We start from the raw sequence: 19,179 nt of genomic DNA, 5'->3' as shown, positions 1-19,179 counted from the left end.
CGTGGGCTTTTCTTTGTGCGTCGCGTTTGTCTGCCGCCTCTATGGGACCTGGCGGCGCTGCGCGAGCGACACCAGGCTGTCGCCGGTGACGCGGCAGATGCGCCAGTCCGGCATGACGTCCGCGCCCATCGCCTTGTAGAACTGGATGGCCGGCTCGTTCCAGTCCAGTACCGACCATTCGAAACGTGCGCAGCCACGTTCGACCGCCAGCTGCGCCAGGCGTTGCAGCATCTGCGTGCCATAGCCCTTGCCGCGATGCGCTTGTTTTACGTACAGGTCTTCCAGGTACAGACCCTTCCTGGTGAGGAAGGTCGAGAAATTGTGGAAGAACAGGGCGAAGGTGACGACTTCGCCGTTTTCCGTGCCGACGATTGCTTCGCACGACGGATGCGCGCCGAACAGGCCTTCGTGCAGCAGGGCTTCGGTGGCGACCACCAGGTGTTCGAGTTTCTCGAACACGGCCAGCTCCACGATCATGGCATGGATGTGGGCGACGTCTTGCGGCTGGGCGGGACGGATGGAGAAGGCGGTATGCAGGTTCATGGCGATTCGATCAGATTGTTCAGGTTAGCGGCCTTTACGCTCCTGGCGGCAGGCGCGCGCACGGCCCAGGCGACGCTGGCCAGGCACAGCACCATGCCCAGGAATTCGAGGGGGCCGGGGCGGTAGTCTTCGAGCTGGACCGACAGCAGCACCGACAGCACGGGCGTGACGACGCCGATGTAGACGGCCTTGTTGGCGCCGATGCGGCCGATCAGCGTGAAATAGGCAAAGAAGGCGATGACCGAGCCGAAGATCGACAGGTAGACCAGGCCCGCCCAGTAGGTGGGGCTCGCGGGCAGGGTGAAGGCGTTGCCGTTGGCAAGCGACCATAGCGCCACCATCGACGCGCCCCACAGCATCGACCAGGCCATCGTCAGCGGCAGGTTGGAAGAGTGTTCCTTGACCTTGTTGACCACGATGCTGCCGGCCGAGCTGGCCATGGTGGCGGCCAGCGCCAGCACCACGCCGGCCAGGAAGTGGCCGTCGCCGCCCGTCTTGATTTCTTGCCAGGCATCGCCGATCGCGTGCCAGAACAGCAGGGCCACGCCGACGGTGGCGACGGCGCCGCAGGCCCAGGTGCGGCCCGTGACCGCCGTGCCGAAGAAGATGCGGCTCCAGATCGGCGTCCAGAACACCATCAGCGCGAACATCACCGCCACCAGGCCGGACACGATGTGCTGCTCCGATGCATAGGTGCAGATATACGAGATGCCGAAGGTCAACCCGCCCTGGAGCGCCATCCAGCGATGGGTGCGCCAGGGCAGGCGCAGGCTGTCGCGGCGCACCAGGCAGATGACGAACAGGGCGGCGGCGGCCAGGAAGAAACGGTAGGCCACCGACACGGCGGGAGCGGCATGTCCCAGCTGTAAGGTGATGGCCCAGAAAGTCGAACCCCAGATCAGCGAGGCGACGATGAAGAGGACGGGAGAGGACATCCGCGGGAGTATAGTCCTCCCGCTTTGTTCCTGGCGGCATCTTCCTTGGGGCGCTGAAATTTTGTGTCCAAATAGCAACGTCGGGCTGGCGACCACGCCGCCGACCCTACCAGCGCAGACGAACGCGCCGGTAGCAAAAGCTCAGCACGAACAATGGCCCGATCAGCAGGAAGCGCAGGTCGTCGAAGAACGACGGTTTCTTGCCCTCGATATGGTGGCCGATGAATTGCCCGATCCAGGCCAGCACGAACACCCCGATCGAGGTGACCAGCACGGCGCCCTCCGGCAGCATGTTCAGCAGCCCGAGCATCGCGGCGGCCATCGCCGCCATCCCGAGTGCGAACGGCCTGGACAGCCTGGCGTAATAGGCCAGCGCGGCGGCCACGACGGCCAGGGGCACGACCGGGTGAATTGCCCACAGGATGCCCACCAGGCTGAACACGATGGCCGGGATGCAGACCAAGTGGATCAGTTCGTTGACGGGATGGCGGTGGCTCTCGCCATAGCGGGCCAGCAGAACGTCGATCTCGCGCGGCGTAGAAGTCAATTCCATGACGGCGTCTCCGGTAGTCGTGTCGCCGATTCTACGCCCGCTTCAGGCCACCTCGTGCCCTTCAATCGCCTTGTCCGGCTGGCCGCGCGCTTGACGGCAGTGGCGGCACGGGCGCCGCGGTGTCGGCCGGCTGCAGGCGCAGGTTCGGATGGTTCGCGAACAGTTCCGAGATCCATTCGACGAACACCCGCACCTTGGCCGACAGGTGGCGGTTGTGCGGATAGACGACGTGCACCGGCAGCGGGTCGCAGCGCCATTCGGGCAGCAGGCGCACCATCTTGCCAGTGGCTAGGTGCTCGTTGAGCAGGTAATCGGTCATGTTGATCACGCCCAGCCCCGACAGGCCGGCCTGGATATAGGCGCCCGAATCGTTCAGGGCGATCACCCCGGGCAAGGTCATGTCGATCCGCTCGCCGTCGCGGGTATAGTCCCAGTTGGAGATCTTGCCGTTCTTTGCCGAGAAATAGTTCACGCAGCGGTGCCGTTCCAGGTCGCGCGGGTGCATGGGCATGCCGTAGCGTTCCACATAGGCGGGGGAGGCGCAGGTGACGAAGTTGATCACCCCGACGCGGCGCGCGATCAAGTTGGTATCGAGCAATTCGCCGGCGCGCACGGCGCAATCGACGCCTTCCTCGATCAGGTCGACCGGGCGGTCGGTGGTGCCGAGCTCGAGCGTAATGTCCGGATAGCGCTCGAAGAAATCGGGCAGGGAGGGAATCAGGATCTCGGTCGACAGGCCGGTCGGCGTATCCACCCGCAGCCGTCCGCTGGGGCTGAAGCGGTGGCGCGACAGCGATTCCTCGGCGTCGCGCACGTCGGACAGGATGCGCACGCAGCGCTCGTAATAGGCGGCGCCGTCCGACGTGACCGACACGTGACGTGTTGTGCGGTGCAGGAGCTTGGAGGCCAGCGAAGCTTCCAGCGCCTGTACCAGGGTCGACACTGTTGCCTTGGGCAACTGCAAGGTTTCGGCCGCGCGCGTGAAGCTGCCCGCGTCCACCACTTGCACGAAGACTTCCATGGCCTGGAGTTTGTTCATGTCCTGCTCTCCGGATCAAAGGGAAAAAATGCAGCGATTGTTCAGCAATCTGAACAATCAATTCGGCATTGCCATCTTTATCTGATTGTAGATGAAGACTATTATGTGTGCATCGCAACATATATTTACCAGGAAGACGGAGCAGGCCATGAGCCATCGGAACATTCAGAACGGAATCTTTACCACGGTCGCAGTCGCCCTGAGCGGCGTCGCACTGGCGGCACTGCTCTGCACCGATGCCTACTCGCGCGCCGCCGGCGCCGAGGCGCGTGGCTTCCATGCACTGTCGCTGGAAATGCAGATGAGCTGCGCGGGTGACTGCGCCGACGTCGATGAACGCATCGTCCAGCTCCAGAAACAGGGGGCCGCCCGATGAACGCGGTGCCAGCGGCCCTCGACCGCACCCTCAAGGTGCGCGAGCTCGAGGTCGGCGGCGCCGCCGGCCCGCTGGCCGCACGGCTGTATGCCGCCGGCCCGGCCGCCAAGCGCGATTTGCTGGTGGTGCACTTCCATGGCGGCGGCTTCGACAGTGGCGACCTGGACGAGTGCGACGACTTCCTGCGCAGCCTGGCCGAATGCGATCACCTGCCGCTGGTGCTGGCCTCCACCTATACGCTGGCGACCGTGCAGCCGTTCCCGGCCGCGGTCGAGGACGCCCACGCGGTGCTGCAATGGGCCAAGAAGAACAAGACCAAATTGGGTTGGAACGGCAAGCTGCTGGTCACGTCCGGCATCGAAGCCGGCGCCAACCTCGCGGCGGTGTGCGCGCTGATGTCGCGCGACCGTGGCGGCCCGGCCCTGGCCGGCCAGATCCTGGTCATGCCGATGCTCGACCCGGCCCTGTCCACCGGGTCGATGCGCCAGATGACGTATTGCGCCGATCGCGAGAAGGCGGCCGCCGTGTGCGCGGCCGCCTACCGCGGCTACCTGCCGCACGCGGCCGACCGCTCGCATCCGTATGCGGCGCCGCTGCATTCGAGCCGCCTCAAGAACCTCGCGCCGGCGCTGATCCTGTCGGCCGAGGACGATCCATTACGCGATGAGGCTGAACAATACGGGGCCAAGCTGATCAACGCCGGCATCCGTACCACCGTGCGGCGCATGGCCGCACCCGACCTGCAGGATCCGAATGGACGCAACGAGTGCGCCTGCAAGGTGCAGGCAACGCTCGAAATTTCCAGCTTCCTCGCGCGGCTGGAAGGGCGCGGGGGCGCCTGACCGCTCAGCACCAGTCAATTCCAATGCCTGGCCGCGCCGGCCGGGTAAAACCAATCGCATCGCAAGACGCCAGCGCCAAGTGCACTGGTGAGGGAATCGCTTTGACTGCGTCTTTCGCAGTTTGTGCGAGTAATTAAGCGTCAATTTTCAATGGAGGGTCGCCATGCAGCACAACGAACGGGCACGTGGCCGGCGGTTGCACGCAGCGCGCGACTCTCCCCGGGCCTAGGCCCGACGCCGCCGGCATGAACTGACCGGCTGCGTTTTACCCATTCCCTGAAATTTTTCCACGCCCAGCGTGGGGGGCTTCTTTTTGCCGGCGTTTCGCACGACACGACAAGTCGGCGACGCCGGACGGGGCTTTATTGTCTATTTAATCGTCGTTAATAAGAAAGGTTAATCATGAATAACCAACCAGAATCGGGCAGCCTGAAAGGCGACACGCGGGGCAAGCTGCGTGTGATGGTCGCCGCACTGGCGCTGAGCGGCCTGGTCGGCGCCGGCCTGACCGGCTGCGCCGACGCCAACAGCAACGATGCGCCGGCAGTGCCGGCCGCGCCGCCGGTATCGGCCGCCGTGGTGGTGCAGCAACCGGTGCTCGAGACCCAGGAATTCTCGGGCCGCCTGGAAGCGATCGAGGTGGTCGAGATCCGTTCGCGGGTGTCGGGCTACATCACCGCCGTCAACTTCAAGCCCGGCGCCGAAGTCAGGAAGGGCGACGTGTTGTTCGTGATCGACCCGCGTCCTTACCAGGCCGAGGCCGACCGCACCCAGGCCACCGCCGCCGCCGCCCGCGCCAGAGCCGACCTGGCGCGGCTGGAACTGCAGCGCGCCGAGCGCCTGCTGGCCGACAAAGCGATCGCCCAGCGCGAATTCGACGAACGTGACGCCGGCCAGAAGGAACTCGACGCCAGCGCCCGCGCCGCCGCCGCCGAGTACGAGGCCGCGCGCCTGAACCTGGCCTACACCCGCGTCACCGCGCCGATCGACGGCCGCGTCTCGAAAGCCGAGATCACCCTCGGCAACCTGGTGGACGCCAGCGCCGTGCTGACCTCGGTCGTGTCGCTGGACCGCATCTATGCCAGCTTCGACGGCGACGAAGACACCTATCTGCGCGTGAGCCGCCGCACCCACGCCGGCCAGCCGGTCGAGGTGAAGGTCGGCCTGGCCGGCGAAGAGGGCTTCCCGCACAGCGGCAAGCTGGAATTCGTCGACAACCAGCTCGACAGCCGCAGCGGCAGCGTGCGCATGCGCGCCACCCTGGCCAACGCCGACCGCCAGCTGGCGCCGGGACTGTTCGCCCGCGTGCAGGTCGCCGGTGGCGTGCCGAAGCAGCAGATCTTGATCGTCGACCGCGCCGTCAACACCGACCAGGACCGCAAATTCGTCTACGTGGTCGACAAGGACGGCAAGGCCGAATACCGCACCGTCAAGCTCGGGCCGCTGAACGATGGCCTGCGCGTGGTGCGCGACGGATTGAAGCCAGGCGAGAAGATCGTCGTCAACGGCCTGCAGCGCGTGCGTCCCGGCGCGCCGATCGCCGCGCAGACCGTGCCGATGGTGGCCCCGGCCGCGCCTGCGGCCAAGGATGCCAACGTGGCGCTGGCCGACGTCAAGGAGTAATCGACCATGAACTTTTCCAGATTCTTTGTCGACAAGCCGATCTTCGCGGCGGTGCTGTCGGTGATCATCTTCGTCGGCGGCCTGATTTCGATCCTGCAGCTGCCGATCTCGGAATACCCCGAAGTGGTGCCGCCATCGGTGGTGGTGCGCGCCCAGTATCCGGGCGCGAATCCGAAGGTGATCGCCGAAACCGTGGCCACGCCATTGGAAGAACAGATCAACGGGGTCGAGGACATGCTGTACATGTCTTCGCAAAACACCTCGGACGGCGCGCTGGCGCTGACCGTCACCTTCAAGATCGGCACCAATGTGGATCAGGCCGAGACCGCGGTGCAGAACCGGGTCCAGCGCGCTTTGCCGCGCTTGCCGGAAGAGGTGCGCCAGATCGGCGTGACCACGGTGAAATCGTCGCCCAACCTGACCATGGTGGTGCACCTGAATTCGCCGAACGGCCAGTATGACGACCTGTACCTGCGCAACTACGCGGTGCTGAACGTGAAGGACCAGCTGGCCCGCATCAAGGGCATGGGCGAGGTGCAGCTGTTCGGTTCGGGCGACTACGCGATGCGGGTCTGGCTCGATCCGCAGAAGGTCGCCGCGCGCAACCTGACCGCGGGCGACGTGGTCGATGCGATCCGCGAGCAGAACGTGCAGGTCGCGGCCGGCGTGATCGGCCAGGGACCGGCCAAGGACGCCGACTTCCAGCTGACCGTGAACACCCAGGGCCGCCTGCAGTCCGTCGAGCAATTCGGCGACATCGTCCTCAAGACCAATGCCGACGGCGGCACCACGCTGCTCAAGGACGTGGCGCGCCTGGAACTGGGCTCCAGCTCCTATGCGCTGCGCTCGCTGCTGAACAACAAGTCGGCGGTCGCGGTCCCGGTCTTCGCGGCCCCTGGCGCCAACGACCTGCAACTGTCCGCCGACGTGCGCGCCACCATGGCGACGCTGGCCGAGGACTTCCCGGAGGGCGTGGAATACTCGATCGTGTACGACCCGACCCAGTTCGTGCGCGAGTCGATCGACTCGGTGATCAAGACCCTGCTCGAAGCCGTGGTGCTGGTGGCGCTGGTGGTGATCATCTTCCTGCAGACCTGGCGCGCCTCGATCATCCCGCTGCTGGCGGTGCCGGTCTCGGTGGTCGGCACCTTCGCCGTGATGCTGGCCTTCGGCTTTTCGATCAACACCCTGTCGCTGTTCGGCCTGGTGCTGGCGATCGGCATCGTGGTCGACGACGCCATCGTGGTGGTGGAAAACGTCGAGCGCAACATCGCCAACGGCTTGACGCCGCACGACGCGACCATCCAGGCGATGCGCGAAGTCTCGGGTCCGATCATCGCGATCGCCCTGGTGCTGTGCGCGGTGTTCGTGCCGATCGCCTTCGTGGCGGGCCTGACCGGCCAGTTCTACCGCCAGTTCGCCCTGACCATCGCGATTTCGACCGTGATCTCGGCCTTCGTGTCGCTGACCCTGGCCCCGGCGCTGTCGGCCTCGATCCTGCAGCCGCACGGCGCGCCGAAGGACCGGTTGACGCGCGCGATCGACGCTGTTCTGGGACGCTTCTTCCATGTGTTCAACCGCTTCTTCGCCCGCTCGTCCGAGAAGTACGAAGGCGGCGTGAAGAGCGTCCTGCGCCGCAAGAGCGCCGCCATCGGCGTCTACCTTCTGCTTGCCGTGGGCGCGGTGTTCATGTTCAAGGCGGTGCCGCCGGGCTTCGTGCCGCAGCAGGACAAGGCCTACCTGATCGGCTTCGCCCAGCTGCCCGACGCCGCCTCGCTCGACCGTACCGAGGCCGTGATCCGGGAAATGTCGAAGATCGCCCAGGAGATCCCGGGCGTGGAATCGTCGATCGCCTTCCCGGGCCTGTCGATCAACGGCTTTACCAATGCGCCGAACGCGGGCATCGTGTTCACCAGCCTGAAGCCGTTCAGCGAGCGCAAGGGCAAGGAGATGAGCGCGGACGCCATCGCGGCCGAGATCAACAAGCGCATGGGCTCGGTTGAAGACGCCTTCGTGATGGTGCTGTCGCCGCCGCCGGTCAACGGCCTCGGGACCACGGGCGGCTTCAAGATGATGATCGAAGACCGCGGCAACGTGGGCTACGAAGAACTGTACAAGGCGGTGCAGAACCTGCAGGCCCGCGCCTGGCAAACGCCGGAGTTGGCCGGCGTGTTCTCGGGTTACCAGATCAACGTGCCGCAGCTGTTCGCCGACATCGACCGCGTGAAAGCCAAGCAGCTGGGCGTGTCGCTGTCCGAGATCAACCAGGCCCTGCAGGTCAACCTGGGTTCGGTATATGTGAACGACTTCAACCAGTTCGGCCGCACCTACCAGGTGCGCGTGCAGGCCGACGCCGAGTTCCGCTCGCACCGCGAGCAGATCGACCAGCTGAAGGTGCGTAGCGCCAGCGGCGAGATGATTCCGCTGTCGTCGGTGATGCGCGTGAAGGACACCTATGGTCCTGACCGCGTGACCCGCTACAACGGCTACGTCGCGGCCGAACTGAATGGCGGCGCCGCCCCGGGCATCTCGTCCGGCCAGGCCCAGGCCATCATGGAGCAACTCGCGAAAGAGACGCTGCCCAAGGGCGTGTCGTATGAATGGACCGAGCTGACCTACCAGGACATCCTGTCGGGGAACACCCTGATCTATGTGTTCCCGCTGTGCGTGCTGCTGGTGTTCCTGGTGCTGGCCGCGCAGTACGAAAGCTGGACGTTGCCGCTGTCGGTCATCCTGATCGTGCCGATGTCGATCCTGTGCGCGCTGGCCGGCGTGAAGCTGTCGGGTGGCGACAACAACATCTTCACCCAGATCGCCCTGTTCGTGCTGGTGGGGCTGGCCTCGAAGAACGCGATCCTGATCGTGGAATTCGCGCGCGAGCTGGAGCACGATGGCCGCAGCGTGATCGACGCCGCCCTGGAAGCGAGCCGCCTGCGTCTGCGTCCGATCCTGATGACGTCGATCGCCTTCATCGCCGGCGTGGTGCCGCTGGTGTTCTCGAGCGGCGCCGGCGCCGAGATGCGTCACGCGATCGGCATCGCCGTGTTCTGGGGCATGCTGGGCGTGACCTTCTTCGGCCTGTTCCTGACGCCGCTGTTCTACGTGCTGCTGCGCATGCTGGCCAAGCGCTTTGAAAAACCTGCGAAGGCGCCCGCCGTGGCGCGCAGCGCGGAAGGAGTACATTGAGATGAGTAAGTCAATCACACGCGGCGCGGCTCCTTTCCTGACGCCGCTGCTGGCAGCCTTGTTGTTGACCGCCTGCGCAACGCCTGATTTCGTGCAGCCGCACGTGGCGACCCCGGCCGCCTTCCGCGAAACGCAGGCCCCCAGGGCGGCCGACGTGGAAGTGGCGGGCGCCGACGGCGCGCGCTGGAAGCCGGCGCAGCCGGCCGAAGCCCAGCCGCGCGGCCAGTGGTGGCTGGCCTTCAACGACCCGGCGCTCACCGCGCTGATCGGGGAGGCCGCCGCCAACAACGCCAACCTGGCGGTCGCGGCCAGCCGCGTCAAGCAGGCGCGGGCCATCGCCGGCATCGCCGAAGCCGACCGTATCCCGCAGGTGGGCATTGGCGTCGGCGCCCAGCGCGCACGCCTGTCGCCGCTGGAAGCCGGCCAGGCGCAGGGCGCCGATGCCGAAGCGCGCACCAGCTATACGGCGCGCCTGTCGGCCAGCTACGAGGTCGACCTGTTCGGCCGCGTGGCGGCCGGCGTGTCGGCGGCGCGCGGCGACGCGGCGACCTCCGAGGCGAACTTGCGCTCGGTGCTGCTGGCGCTGCAGGCCGACGTGGCCCAGACCTATTTCAGGCTGCGCGCGCTGGACGCCGAACTCGCGACCGTGGACCAGACCGTACGCCTGCGCGAGGAGAGCGTGAAGGTGACCCAGCGCCGCTTCGAGCTGGGCGACATCGGCGAATTCGACCTGTCGCGCGCCCGCACCGAGCTGGCCACGGCGCGCGCCGAAGCGATCGGCGTGCAGCGCCAGCGCGCCACCACCGAACACGCGCTCGCGGTGTTGCTGGGCAAGCCGGCGGCCGACTACGTGGCCGGTCCGAGCCCGCTGCTCGACGCGAGCCTGATGCCGGCGATCCCCGCCGGCCTGCCGTCGTCGCTGCTGGAGCGCCGGCCCGACATCGTCGCCGCCCAGCGCGCGATGGAAGCGGCCAACGCCCGCATCGGCGTGGCGCGCGGCGCCATGTTCCCGGCACTGATCATCAGCGCCGACGGCGGCAGCGTGGGCGGCGTGTTCTCCGAAGTGTTCAAGTGGAGCAGTCGTTCGTGGGTGGTCGGCGCGCTGGCCTCGATGCCGCTGATCGACGGTGGCCGCAACCGCAACAACGTGGTGCGCAGCGAAGCGGCGCTCGAGGAATCGGTCGGCACTTATCGCCAGAGCGTGCTGGTGGCGTTCGCCGAGGTCGAGGACAACCTGGCTGGCCTGCGCATCCTGGCCGGCCAGTCGGCCCAGATCGACGCCGCCGTGGTCGCGGCGCGCCGCTCGGCCGACCTGGCGCAGAAGCTGTACGACGCCGGCCGCTCGAGCTACCTGGAACTGCTCGACGCCCAGCGCAACCTGGCGGCGGTGGAACGCACCGCGGTGCAGCTACGCGGCGACCGCGCGCTGACGACCGTGGCGCTGATCCGGTCGCTGGGCGGCGGCTGGGATGCGCCGCAGGCGGAAAGTCTTGCCCTGGCGCGGCAATGACCTGATTACGCTGGAACGTTGTTTGCCCTTTGCGGCGGTGCGTGCAAGCGTACCGCCGCTTTTTTATGCAGGTAGCAAAACTACATATTTTATGCGTGTTGAATTGACACGTTTACGGGCCGGGCAGAGACTCACGCTGTCAGCCTCGTCGGAAGAGCGATTCTTGGAACAGAAAGGTAGTTTATCTACCTGATGCGTCGCTCTTGATGAGCGTGACAGGACGATGATTTTTGAAGGAACCCATTCCAACCGAAAAAAATTGGAGGAGACAAATAATGAAGAAGAGCATCATCGCCATGCTGGCGGCGAGCGCCCTGGCCGTCTGCGCCGGCGCCGGCGCCGCCACCCCGCCGGCCCAGTCCGGCAACAGCCAGGCCGTCCTGCTGCAGGGCTTCCACTGGAACTCGTCGGGCTACCGCAGCCCGAACTGGTACAACACCTTGCAGGGCAACGTGGGCGACCTGAAGACGATGGGCTTTACCCACGTCTGGTTCCCGCCGGCGTCCGATTCCGCCGCCTCCCAGGGCTACCTGCCGCGCCAGCTCAATGTGCTCAATTCGAGCTATGGCAGCTCGGCCGAGCTGACCAACGTGGTGCGCGCCTTCACCAACAACGGCATCAGGGCGGTGGCCGACATCGTGGTCAACCACCGCGTCGGCACCACCAACTGGTCGGATTTCACCAATCCCAACTGGACCCTGCACACGATCGTCAATAACGACGAATGCAACTGCGGCCTGGGCAATCCCGACACCGCCCTCGGCTTCGACGGCGGCCGCGACCTCGACCACCGCAACGTGGGCGAAGTCCAGAACGGGATCATCAACTGGCTCAATTACACGCTCAAGCCGGTGGGCTTCAGCGGCATGCGGATCGACTACGTGCGCGGCTTCAGCCCGAGCTATGCCGGCCAGTACGCCAATGCCTTCGGCGCCGAATTCTGCGTCGGCGAGCTGTGGAACGACATGAACCTGAACAATATCGACGCCCACCGCCAGGAAATCATGAACTGGATTAACGGCACGGGCAACAGCTGCGGCGCCTTCGATTTCACCACCAAGGGCCTGCTCAACGATGCGCTCGCCAACGGCAACTACTGGCGCCTGCGCGATGCGTCCGGCAAGCCGCAGGGCGCGCTCGGCTGGTGGCCGGCGATGTCGGTGACCTTCGTCGACAACCACGACACCGGTCCGTCCGAAAGCTGCGGCAACGGCCAGAACTACTGGTCGGTGCCGTGCGGCTCGGTGATGGAAGGGTATGCCTATGTGCTGAGCCATCCGGGCATCCCGACCGTGTACTACCCGCACATCTATAACTGGAACCTGAAGACGCCGATTTCGGCGCTGATGGCGGCGCGCCGCAATGCGGGCGTGCATTCGACGTCGCCGGTGGCGATCCAGCAGGCGACCCAGGGCCTGTATGCGGCGATCATCAGCGGCAATACGCGCCAGCTGGCGATGAAGATCGGGCCGAACAGCTGGAGCCCTGCGGGCAGCGGGTGGACGCTGCAGACGTCGGGGAGTAATTACGCGGTCTGGATCAAGTAACGCCGCTTGCCGTCACCGGCTGCCGTCCATGGCGGCCGGATCGAGCGTGCGCGATGCGATCGGGCGCTAGCCGTGGAAGCCAACGGGGCAATATTGCGCCCCCGTGGTGATGCGCGACGAGGTTTGTCCGGTGTGGATGTCAAACCGACCTGGAAGCCGCGCGCAGTCGCGCTCTGACTCATCTATACAGTTAGAATCTGGAGACGAAGTGTTCATTTCGCACGTCGCTACGTTTAACTTACTACAAGCGAAGTCGTCCCTATGCTAGTTGGCTTGCCTCCCGTTCTTAATCAGCAAACCCGTATTGTTATTCTTGGAAGTTTTCCTGGGGAGGCTTCGCTTTCGGCAAAGCGATACTATGCACATCCAAGGAATCAGTTCTGGCGCCTTTTGTCTGCCGTGACAAACGAGCCTCTTGCGGAGATGGATTACGACGAGCGATTGACTCGCTTGCTCGCTCACCAAATCGGCTTGTGGGACACCATCGCTGCCTGCAAACGCGAAGGAAGCCTGGACGCTGCCATTCGCCAGGCACAGGCCAACGAATTCAGCGTTCTGCTACGGCACAGTCCTCATCTTTTCCGCGTCTGCTTCAACGGTAAGACCTCCGGCAAATCCGAGCAACGCTTCAGCGCGGCAGGGTTCGAGACCCTTGCATTGCCCTCGTCATCGCCAGCCTACGCTCATATGTCTTTTGAAGATAAGCTGGCCGTCTGGAAGAAGATCGTAGAGCCACAATGGTCGCCGCGAGATTGAGGTTCTCGGACCGACTGATCCGATTGTTGCCCGCGCACGGGTGATCCGGATAGCGATCGAAGCGAGCGAAGCGCTGGCACCAATCGCCGCGTACCATCGGGGCTGCAGCCGTTGCTGCCACCCTGGCCTCGATCCATCGATGCTTTCCCGAGTGAGCGTGGAGGATGGGGATGAAGCGCTCCACGGCGTCATTGGGCAGGACGCCAAACGCAAGCCGGAGGCGCGCATGGATCGATAGTCAGGCTCAGCACGGCTTTGCTTGCCTGGGGTCTGCTCAGCGGGTTCACAGGCAGGGGGTCCCTTCCGGCATGGAGCCGAAAGACTCAACGACGTGTATGGTTGTCGACCGTGGGATGTCGACTGTCAGTGATAAGAGGGGAATGATGGGTGTATAACGGACCGGACTGCAGTTGGTTCCTCCTTCGCAGATCCTGGCGCGCACGAAGCGGATGCAGTTAGCTGCGTTTGGATTGTTCATGCAAACCCGCCGGTTCTCTCGAGGACATGTCGGTAGTGAACCTTCTGGAATCTCAGTCAGGGTGAGGCTGCTGCCATCTCTGACCAGCGCCATGTAGTCGATCCGGACACTCTGGTCTGACACGGGAGCCCCGAAAACGAGGGACCCGGGCGAGGTCCTGAAGACCGCGTTCTGGCGAATGCGATTTAGAGCGGCAGTATCCCGATGGCTCACCAAACTGGCTGCGCTGGCTGCTCGCCTGGTCGATTCCTGGACGGTGTTAAAGACATACATCATTCGGGCAGTTTCAATGACGCCGAAGACGACCATGAAGAACACGAGGGCAAGCAAGGCCACCTCGATCGCTGCCACGCCACGTTGATGCCGGTGACCCAATCTCCTAGCCATGGCCGCTCTAGTTGCCGACATAACGCATCTCCGCTACTGCCTGTAGGGGAATTCCATACCGGCCCAGATTGAAGAACCCTGTTGGGTCGAGGAAGTCGACCTGGACAACAACCTTGACTGTCGAGGGCAGGGGGCGAGAACCAACGCCGCTGCTGCAGCTGACGTTGTTGCAGAGAATTTCAACGGCCCGCGTGGACGAGCCCCACCTCAGGTCTGCCAGTTCCTCATTTACGATGGTGCGACCGACGTTGGCCGCGGCCGTGGCAAGAGGTTGGTCGCGCATCTCCTGCGCCGAGATCGTGGACATGTATCGAGCAGTGTCCTGAGCTGCCTTTTGCGTGACCGTATAAGCCCAGAACAGGCGGCCCAAGGTAAGTGGGACGAAGATCAGCAGCACCAATATCGGAAGAATGAATGCTAGCTCGACAGCGGCTGCACCACGTTGCTGCTTGAGGGAGTGGGGAATCGGCTTCATGGATAGAGTGTTACCTGGCCAGGAATAGTGGACTCGTGTGCGATCCCCACAAATTCGGCAAACAAGCTGGTAGGTGTTGCTGGGACCGTCATAAAAAATTTGCCGACAGCTAAGGCAGTGGCGCCAACGTTGGTGCCCGCAGAGACAGGGCACGACAGTAAGGGGATATGTAGTACACGTCGGTTCTGCTCCGAAATTGATAGATGCGTCGAGCGCGGCGCCAAGTACATATTTCCTGAGGTTGCGAAATATGGATTGGAGGAAGGGTAGGATGTTGCGCTCGGCCCGGACGGATAAAGTTTTGACCAGTCTGACGTTGCAAAGCGTGGGTACCCTCCGGTTGGCTCGGCAACCCCTTCCCTGTATGTAGAGAATTTCACTGCCCGTGCATAAGACCAGAGAGGGCCGTACATGCCGGCACTGGCAGGAGCGCTCGAGGAATCGGCGACCGTTTGAAGTCTGGCTCCGTCGACCTGGGGCGCGGCGCTGTGCGATGTCGGCTTGGGATTCATCCACGGAATGCCGTTCGTGACATCATAGGCGTAAGCTTTGATGTTGAAGTCAGGCGGGGCGCCATGCGGATTGCAGCTGCCGCCGCTGTAGTCGTCAAAGCGCGAGTTGAGGTGCTGGTAGAGCGAACCGATTGGAAACGGAGAGGTAACCCTGATGGCCCCTCCCGTCACGCGCGGTGTCCACATGCGACCGGTGCAGATGAAGGGTGCGACTGTGCCAGCGCTGGTGTTGTCGGTAGCGCCCAGTCCTCCTGGCGGAGAGACGGGATCTACCACGAAGTTAACAGGAGTCGTGCCGTTTGGATTCAGTGCCATCAGATCGTAGGTGACACCTCGCCGAAACCCGTACTCGACCAGCTCACTATTACCAGTGGAATTCGTACGTCCAGCGCCAGGAACCGCCGACATGGCGCATACCGCGAAAGGGGTGACGTTGAGTGCGGATCGTCCCGCAACCGCTTTGTCACTAACCTCACCCGATCCGATAGCGCCGTAAATGACCGGCATAAAAATGGTTCCCACTGTTCCTACGGCACTATCCAGTGCTGAGGTGTCGACCTTGACGTAGAAGACTGCGGCCGGCCGCGACCTTGCGGTGGCGTCGCTTATCCATTCTGCACCCGGCCCTGGTGTAGTACTGAACGAAATTGCGCTGTCCAGCCATGGAATGGCCACACCGTAACGGTAGGTATGAGCGCTCGCGGCAGTCCTTCCTGCACCTAATGCCCTGGTGATGCCGTCCGCGGTGCCGTCCAGCTCCCGTACCGCTGCGAGCGCAACCGTCTTGGCAATCCCATGAAGCTCGACCTTCCGGTTGTAGATCATTCCGATATCGATTGCCAGCCCACACATGGCCAGCATGACCAGCATGGCTGGCACGGACATCACGGCAAAAGCCCCCCCCTGGTGTGGCCGATATCGGGGACGGCCCTGAAGTGCGCCGCCGAAGGTGCCAGTCGGCCTGGCGAGATGACGGACAATTCTTTCAGCCAGCGGCGCCATGTTCTCTCCCGTCTAGTCGCGTCACACGCTGTGCGCCATAGGTTCATTCTAGGAAGGGGGCCGTGGGAAACGTTGAGAATTCGCAGCCTTTCCGACTCACGCAGCAGGGAGGCAGTGCTCCTTCATTGATCCACATTTAGCGCTATCCCATCATTTTCCTGCTTCCAAGCTCGTTGGTTCGAGCGGGCGAGTTGGCGGCAACGTCGAGCGACACGCGCGCCCATCATCCTGAAGCTGAATGCCCGGTACTATCACGGCCGGGCGGATCGGCCAAGCGTCATACGGCAGCGGGAAGAGCGATGGCTCGCGCATGCCGCGGCCGACCCGGCGTTCGACGAATGGGAAGCGGTGGTGCTGCAATAAGGCGAGGCATCCTGTGGCGGCCAAATCGGTTCGAGGCGGCGCGCAGCTGTTGCGGTCGATAGACCACGACGCTGTTCGTCAGCCGTTCCTGGGCACTTGGATGAGCCGGCTGGAATCCACTGTGGGAGGAACAGTAACGTGTAGTCCGTGAATCGGACGCTGTTAACGAAACCGTGTCCCCGTCCCCGCCACCTTGCGCAAATGCGCCAGCTTGGCCGAATACACCTCGCGCATATCCCCGCGCGTGCTGTGATCGACCGCCAGCGCGATATGCTCGCGCGCATCGCCCATATGCCCGAGCTTGAAGTGCGCGATCCCCAGCCAGAACCTGAACTCGTCGTTGTACGGCGAGCGTTTCACCTCGCGCCCGAAGTGCGCCACGGCCGCGTCGAAGTCGCCGGCCTCGAGCGCCGCCATGCCCAGGTCGAAGTAGTGATACGGCGGGGTCGGCTCGATCGAGGCGATCCGCCTGGCCAGCGCCTGCGCTTCCAGCGGCCGGCCCAGCGCCAGCAGCAGCAGCTCCAGGTTACGCAGCACCGACAGGTTCTCGGGCTCGCGCGCCAGCGCGGCCTGGAAGGCGCGCTCGGCCAGCGCCAGCTCGCCGTGACGGTGGTAGATCACGGCCAGGGTATTGAGGGTGCTCGCCGTTCCGGGACGCGCCGCCACCGCCGCGCGCGCCCACCAGTAGGCATCGATGATGCGGCCCTGTATCAGCGCTTCGGCGGCGCGGTTGTTCAGGTACAGGGCGACGACGTCCTGTTCGTCCAGCTCGCGGGTGCGCAGGCTCGCGGCTTGCTCGCGCGGGATGAAGTCCACCACCAGCACCCGGTCGGGGTCATGGCCGCGCAGGACGTCGGACGCGTGCTGTCCCAGGCCGATGTTGATGTGGGCGCTCGACAGGTAGATGCCGGCGGTGCGGCTCCAGCTGTCGGCCACCTCCACGCTCTGGAAACGCACCGGCATCCCGAGTTCCTTCGCGAAGGCGGCCGTCATGATGACCAGCGACAGGCAGTTGCCCATGCGCGCTTCGTAGGTTTCGCTGGCGGTGCGCGTGATGCGCGACTCGTATTCGAGCTTCAGGTCGGTCTTGCTGTACAGCGCGTCCACCAGGCCATGGCGCATGCCCTTGGCGTGCAGGCGCTGGGTGAAGGCGGCGCTGTGCAGGTAGTCGCGCATCGCGGGGCTCAGTGCGAACAGGTCCTGCGCGCCGACCGCTTCGGACGGCGGCGCGAAGCGCTCGTCGGCGAACAGCGCCGATGGCGGAACGGAAGAAGGGGAGGGAGAGGTGCTGGCGCAGCCGCCCAGCAGCAGGGACAGCGACAGCAGTCCGGTCACGAGGCGCTTCATGTCTCCTCCCTGTACGCGCGGGTAGTGACTTTCCAGTATCCGCTTGCGTCAGGCAGAAGTCAAAAGGCTTCAATCCTCGTGAAAGGCTTCAGTCTTCGTGGAAGGCTTCCAGCAGTTCGTCGAGGATCTCGGCGGTTTCCTCGCTCGACAAGCCCAGGTAGGCGCAGGCCGCGGCGCCGCCCTTGTTCCACTCGGTCGATTCGGCGTGGCCCTGGTAGCGGCAGATCGCGTTCTCGGCCAGCAGCGACAGCGCCACCAGCGAGCGCACCGGCGAGGCCGTCGACGCGTCGTCGATCACGGCGTAATCGTGGTGGTGCAGGATGGCCCACGACACGTGGTCCGACAGCCCCCAGTTCCGCGCCAGCAGGCAGCCGACGGCGGCGTGGCTGGTGTCGTGGCGTTCTACTTCGAGCGCGGTGAAGGGACGAACCGCTTCGAGCGAGGCCGCGCCATAGGTGACGTTGTAATCCTTGAAGCGCTCCATCAATAGCGGCACGCCGGTATCGCAGAACAGGCCGAAGGTGTGGGCCACGTCCGCCTCGCCCATGCGCAGGCGGCGCGACAGGAACACCATCGCCTGCGCGCGGCGCGTCGAGATGTCCCAGAAGCTGGCCAGGGCCGCGCTGTTGGCCGGAATCGCGCGGCGCGCCAGCAGGCCGGTCATCAGCGCCGCCACCTGGTTAATGCCGAGGAACAGGATGGCCTGCTCGACCGACTTGGCCTTGCGCCGGCCGCCATAGATCGACGAATTGGCAAGTTTCAGGAGGGCGCCGGACATGCCGACGTCGCTCGCCACGATCGTGCCGATGGCATCCAGCGAAGGATCTTCCGCCGTCAGTTCGCGCTGCAGGTCGGCGAGCAGGCTGGGCCGAGGCGGGATGCGGATCGACTTGATCAGGGCATCGACCTGGTCGATCTGCGGAATGGGCTCGACGACGGTGTTCATGGAAGTGGAGGCGCGGATAGGCTTCGCGGAAATACGGAGGACGCTGTCACTATACCCGACTCATTTAGTTATTGCAGCAAGGCAATGCCTTCATTGCTCTGTTCTTGTATCAATTTCACCAAAACGGCGGGTCATGCTGTCCCACGCTAGAATCTTCGCATGGCTATCTCAACCATTGCAGGAATCGATTTCTCAAAGCCGGCGCACCTCGTGGCGCAGCAGCTGATCGGCGTCACGGTGCTGGTCGACGGCGTCGGCGGCCGGATCGTCGAGACGGAAGCCTATGACCACGAAGACCCGGCCTCGCACGCGTATTCCGGGCCGACCGAGCGCAACGCGTCGATGTTCGGCCCGCCCGCGCATGCCTATGTTTACAGATCGTACGGCATCCACTGGTGCCTGAACTTCGTGTGCCAGGAGCCTGGACACGGCGCCGGCGTCCTGATCCGGGCGCTGGAACCGGTGGCGGGACTGGATCGCATGCGCGCGCGGCGCGATGCGCTGGACGCACGTTCGCTGTGTTCCGGGCCGGGCAAGCTGTGCCAGGCGCTGGGCGTGAACCGTGCGCACGACGGCATGGCGTTGGCGCAGCAACCATTCGAACTGCTGCCGGCCGCACCAAGCCTGCCGCTCGTGGCCGGCCCGCGCATCGGCATCTCGAAGGCGGTCGACGTGCCCTGGCGGTTTGGGCTGGCCGGCTCGCGTTTCGTCAGCCGGCCGTTCCGCTAGCCGCGGCGCGCGGAATGGCCGCGCCGGGTC

The 19,179-nt window shown here is 64.6% G+C and carries 17 protein-coding genes; 8 read left to right on the top strand and 9 right to left on the bottom strand.

All coding sequences use genetic code 11. The features are described from left to right. Nucleotides 1-39: 39 nt before the first annotated feature. From ABIB38_RS09815 to ABIB38_RS09800, 4 genes are all read right to left on the bottom strand, one after another. A complete protein-coding gene (locus tag ABIB38_RS09815; protein ID WP_429203574.1) occupies nucleotides 40-543 on the bottom strand; it encodes an N-acetyltransferase family protein in 504 nt (167 codons plus the stop codon). Beyond that, nucleotides 540-1,478 carry a DMT family transporter gene (locus ABIB38_RS09810; RefSeq protein WP_429203573.1) on the bottom strand — a complete coding sequence of 313 codons (939 nt, stop codon included), beginning with the start codon at nucleotides 1,476-1,478 and terminating at the stop codon, nucleotides 540-542. The genes ABIB38_RS09815 and ABIB38_RS09810 overlap by 4 nt, the downstream gene beginning before the upstream one ends. A gap of 106 nt (nucleotides 1,479-1,584) precedes the next feature. Further along, nucleotides 1,585-2,031, bottom strand: a complete 447-nt coding sequence (locus ABIB38_RS09805) for a DUF962 domain-containing protein (RefSeq protein ID WP_429203572.1) — start codon at nucleotides 2,029-2,031, stop codon at nucleotides 1,585-1,587. Nucleotides 2,032-2,092: 61 nt separating this feature from the next. Continuing rightward, entirely contained in the window at nucleotides 2,093-3,070 is a 978-nt protein-coding gene (locus ABIB38_RS09800) for a LysR substrate-binding domain-containing protein (RefSeq protein ID WP_429203571.1), read from the bottom strand. A 148-nt stretch (nucleotides 3,071-3,218) separates the two neighbouring features. Between ABIB38_RS09800 and ABIB38_RS09795 the strand changes: the two genes are divergently transcribed. The 7 genes from ABIB38_RS09795 to ABIB38_RS09765 all read left to right on the top strand — a co-directional run bounded on the left by ABIB38_RS09795 (nucleotide 3,219) and on the right by ABIB38_RS09765 (nucleotide 12,910). Next, complete coding sequence (locus ABIB38_RS09795) at nucleotides 3,219-3,446, top strand: hypothetical protein (protein WP_005665113.1); 228 nt, start codon at nucleotides 3,219-3,221, stop codon at nucleotides 3,444-3,446. Continuing rightward, entirely contained in the window at nucleotides 3,443-4,288 is an 846-nt protein-coding gene (locus ABIB38_RS09790) for an alpha/beta hydrolase (protein ID WP_429203570.1), read from the top strand. Before ABIB38_RS09795 ends, ABIB38_RS09790 begins: the two co-directional genes overlap by 4 nt. Before the next feature lie 402 nt (nucleotides 4,289-4,690). Continuing rightward, entirely contained in the window at nucleotides 4,691-5,911 is a 1,221-nt protein-coding gene (locus ABIB38_RS09785; protein WP_429203569.1) for an efflux RND transporter periplasmic adaptor subunit, read from the top strand. Between the two features lie 6 nt (nucleotides 5,912-5,917). Beyond that, complete coding sequence (locus tag ABIB38_RS09780; protein ID WP_429203568.1) at nucleotides 5,918-9,097, top strand: efflux RND transporter permease subunit; 3,180 nt, start codon at nucleotides 5,918-5,920, stop codon at nucleotides 9,095-9,097. 1 nt (nucleotide 9,098) lies between these two features. Continuing rightward, on the top strand, nucleotides 9,099-10,607 hold the full coding sequence (locus ABIB38_RS09775; protein WP_429203567.1) for an efflux transporter outer membrane subunit: 1,509 nt from the start codon (nucleotides 9,099-9,101) through the stop codon (nucleotides 10,605-10,607). Nucleotides 10,608-10,882: 275 nt separating this feature from the next. Next, nucleotides 10,883-12,154: a glucan 1,4-alpha-maltotetraohydrolase domain-containing protein gene (locus ABIB38_RS09770; RefSeq protein ID WP_429203566.1), complete on the top strand. Its 1,272-nt coding sequence runs from the start codon at nucleotides 10,883-10,885 to the stop codon at nucleotides 12,152-12,154. Between the two features lie 261 nt (nucleotides 12,155-12,415). Then, entirely contained in the window at nucleotides 12,416-12,910 is a 495-nt protein-coding gene (locus ABIB38_RS09765; RefSeq protein WP_429203565.1) for a DNA-deoxyinosine glycosylase, read from the top strand. 283 nt (nucleotides 12,911-13,193) lie between these two features. Here the strand turns inward: ABIB38_RS09765 and ABIB38_RS09760 are convergent, their stop codons facing one another. From ABIB38_RS09760 to ABIB38_RS09740, 5 genes are all read right to left on the bottom strand, one after another. Then, entirely contained in the window at nucleotides 13,194-13,775 is a 582-nt protein-coding gene (locus tag ABIB38_RS09760; protein WP_429203564.1) for a TadE/TadG family type IV pilus assembly protein, read from the bottom strand. Between the two features lie 7 nt (nucleotides 13,776-13,782). Next, on the bottom strand, nucleotides 13,783-14,250 hold the full coding sequence (locus ABIB38_RS09755) for a TadE/TadG family type IV pilus assembly protein (RefSeq protein WP_429203563.1): 468 nt from the start codon (nucleotides 14,248-14,250) through the stop codon (nucleotides 13,783-13,785). Continuing rightward, a complete protein-coding gene (locus ABIB38_RS09750; RefSeq protein ID WP_429203562.1) occupies nucleotides 14,247-15,764 on the bottom strand; it encodes a pilus assembly protein TadG-related protein in 1,518 nt (505 codons plus the stop codon). The genes ABIB38_RS09755 and ABIB38_RS09750 overlap by 4 nt, the downstream gene beginning before the upstream one ends. A 525-nt stretch (nucleotides 15,765-16,289) precedes the next feature. Continuing rightward, nucleotides 16,290-17,474, bottom strand: a complete 1,185-nt coding sequence (locus ABIB38_RS09745) for a tetratricopeptide repeat protein (protein ID WP_429203561.1) — start codon at nucleotides 17,472-17,474, stop codon at nucleotides 16,290-16,292. 88 nt (nucleotides 17,475-17,562) lie between these two features. Next, a complete protein-coding gene (locus ABIB38_RS09740; RefSeq protein WP_429203560.1) occupies nucleotides 17,563-18,420 on the bottom strand; it encodes an HDOD domain-containing protein in 858 nt (285 codons plus the stop codon). A 159-nt stretch (nucleotides 18,421-18,579) separates the two neighbouring features. Between ABIB38_RS09740 and ABIB38_RS09735 the strand changes: the two genes are divergently transcribed. After that, nucleotides 18,580-19,149 carry a DNA-3-methyladenine glycosylase gene (locus ABIB38_RS09735; RefSeq protein WP_429203559.1) on the top strand — a complete coding sequence of 190 codons (570 nt, stop codon included), beginning with the start codon at nucleotides 18,580-18,582 and terminating at the stop codon, nucleotides 19,147-19,149. Nucleotides 19,150-19,179: the final 30 nt, after the last annotated feature.

The sequence above is a fragment of the Massilia sp. UYP11 genome (assembly GCF_050434805.1).
Lineage (GTDB): Bacteria > Pseudomonadota > Gammaproteobacteria > Burkholderiales > Burkholderiaceae_D > Telluria.
This window is presented reverse-complemented; position numbering and strand designations above follow the sequence as displayed.

Coding starts and splice junctions, on each gene's coding strand:
- ABIB38_RS09815 (WP_429203574.1), bottom strand. CDS start 543: ATGAACCTGCATACCGCCTTCTCCATCCGTCCCGCCCAGCCGCAAGAC.
- ABIB38_RS09810 (WP_429203573.1), bottom strand. CDS start 1,478: ATGTCCTCTCCCGTCCTCTTCATCGTCGCCTCGCTGATCTGGGGTTCG.
- ABIB38_RS09805 (WP_429203572.1), bottom strand. CDS start 2,031: ATGGAATTGACTTCTACGCCGCGCGAGATCGACGTTCTGCTGGCCCGC.
- ABIB38_RS09800 (WP_429203571.1), bottom strand. CDS start 3,070: ATGAACAAACTCCAGGCCATGGAAGTCTTCGTGCAAGTGGTGGACGCG.
- ABIB38_RS09795 (WP_005665113.1), top strand. CDS start 3,219: ATGAGCCATCGGAACATTCAGAACGGAATCTTTACCACGGTCGCAGTC.
- ABIB38_RS09790 (WP_429203570.1), top strand. CDS start 3,443: ATGAACGCGGTGCCAGCGGCCCTCGACCGCACCCTCAAGGTGCGCGAG.
- ABIB38_RS09785 (WP_429203569.1), top strand. CDS start 4,691: ATGAATAACCAACCAGAATCGGGCAGCCTGAAAGGCGACACGCGGGGC.
- ABIB38_RS09780 (WP_429203568.1), top strand. CDS start 5,918: ATGAACTTTTCCAGATTCTTTGTCGACAAGCCGATCTTCGCGGCGGTG.
- ABIB38_RS09775 (WP_429203567.1), top strand. CDS start 9,099: ATGAGTAAGTCAATCACACGCGGCGCGGCTCCTTTCCTGACGCCGCTG.
- ABIB38_RS09770 (WP_429203566.1), top strand. CDS start 10,883: ATGAAGAAGAGCATCATCGCCATGCTGGCGGCGAGCGCCCTGGCCGTC.
- ABIB38_RS09765 (WP_429203565.1), top strand. CDS start 12,416: ATGCTAGTTGGCTTGCCTCCCGTTCTTAATCAGCAAACCCGTATTGTT.
- ABIB38_RS09760 (WP_429203564.1), bottom strand. CDS start 13,775: ATGGCTAGGAGATTGGGTCACCGGCATCAACGTGGCGTGGCAGCGATC.
- ABIB38_RS09755 (WP_429203563.1), bottom strand. CDS start 14,250: ATGAAGCCGATTCCCCACTCCCTCAAGCAGCAACGTGGTGCAGCCGCT.
- ABIB38_RS09750 (WP_429203562.1), bottom strand. CDS start 15,764: ATGGCGCCGCTGGCTGAAAGAATTGTCCGTCATCTCGCCAGGCCGACT.
- ABIB38_RS09745 (WP_429203561.1), bottom strand. CDS start 17,474: ATGAAGCGCCTCGTGACCGGACTGCTGTCGCTGTCCCTGCTGCTGGGC.
- ABIB38_RS09740 (WP_429203560.1), bottom strand. CDS start 18,420: ATGAACACCGTCGTCGAGCCCATTCCGCAGATCGACCAGGTCGATGCC.
- ABIB38_RS09735 (WP_429203559.1), top strand. CDS start 18,580: ATGGCTATCTCAACCATTGCAGGAATCGATTTCTCAAAGCCGGCGCAC.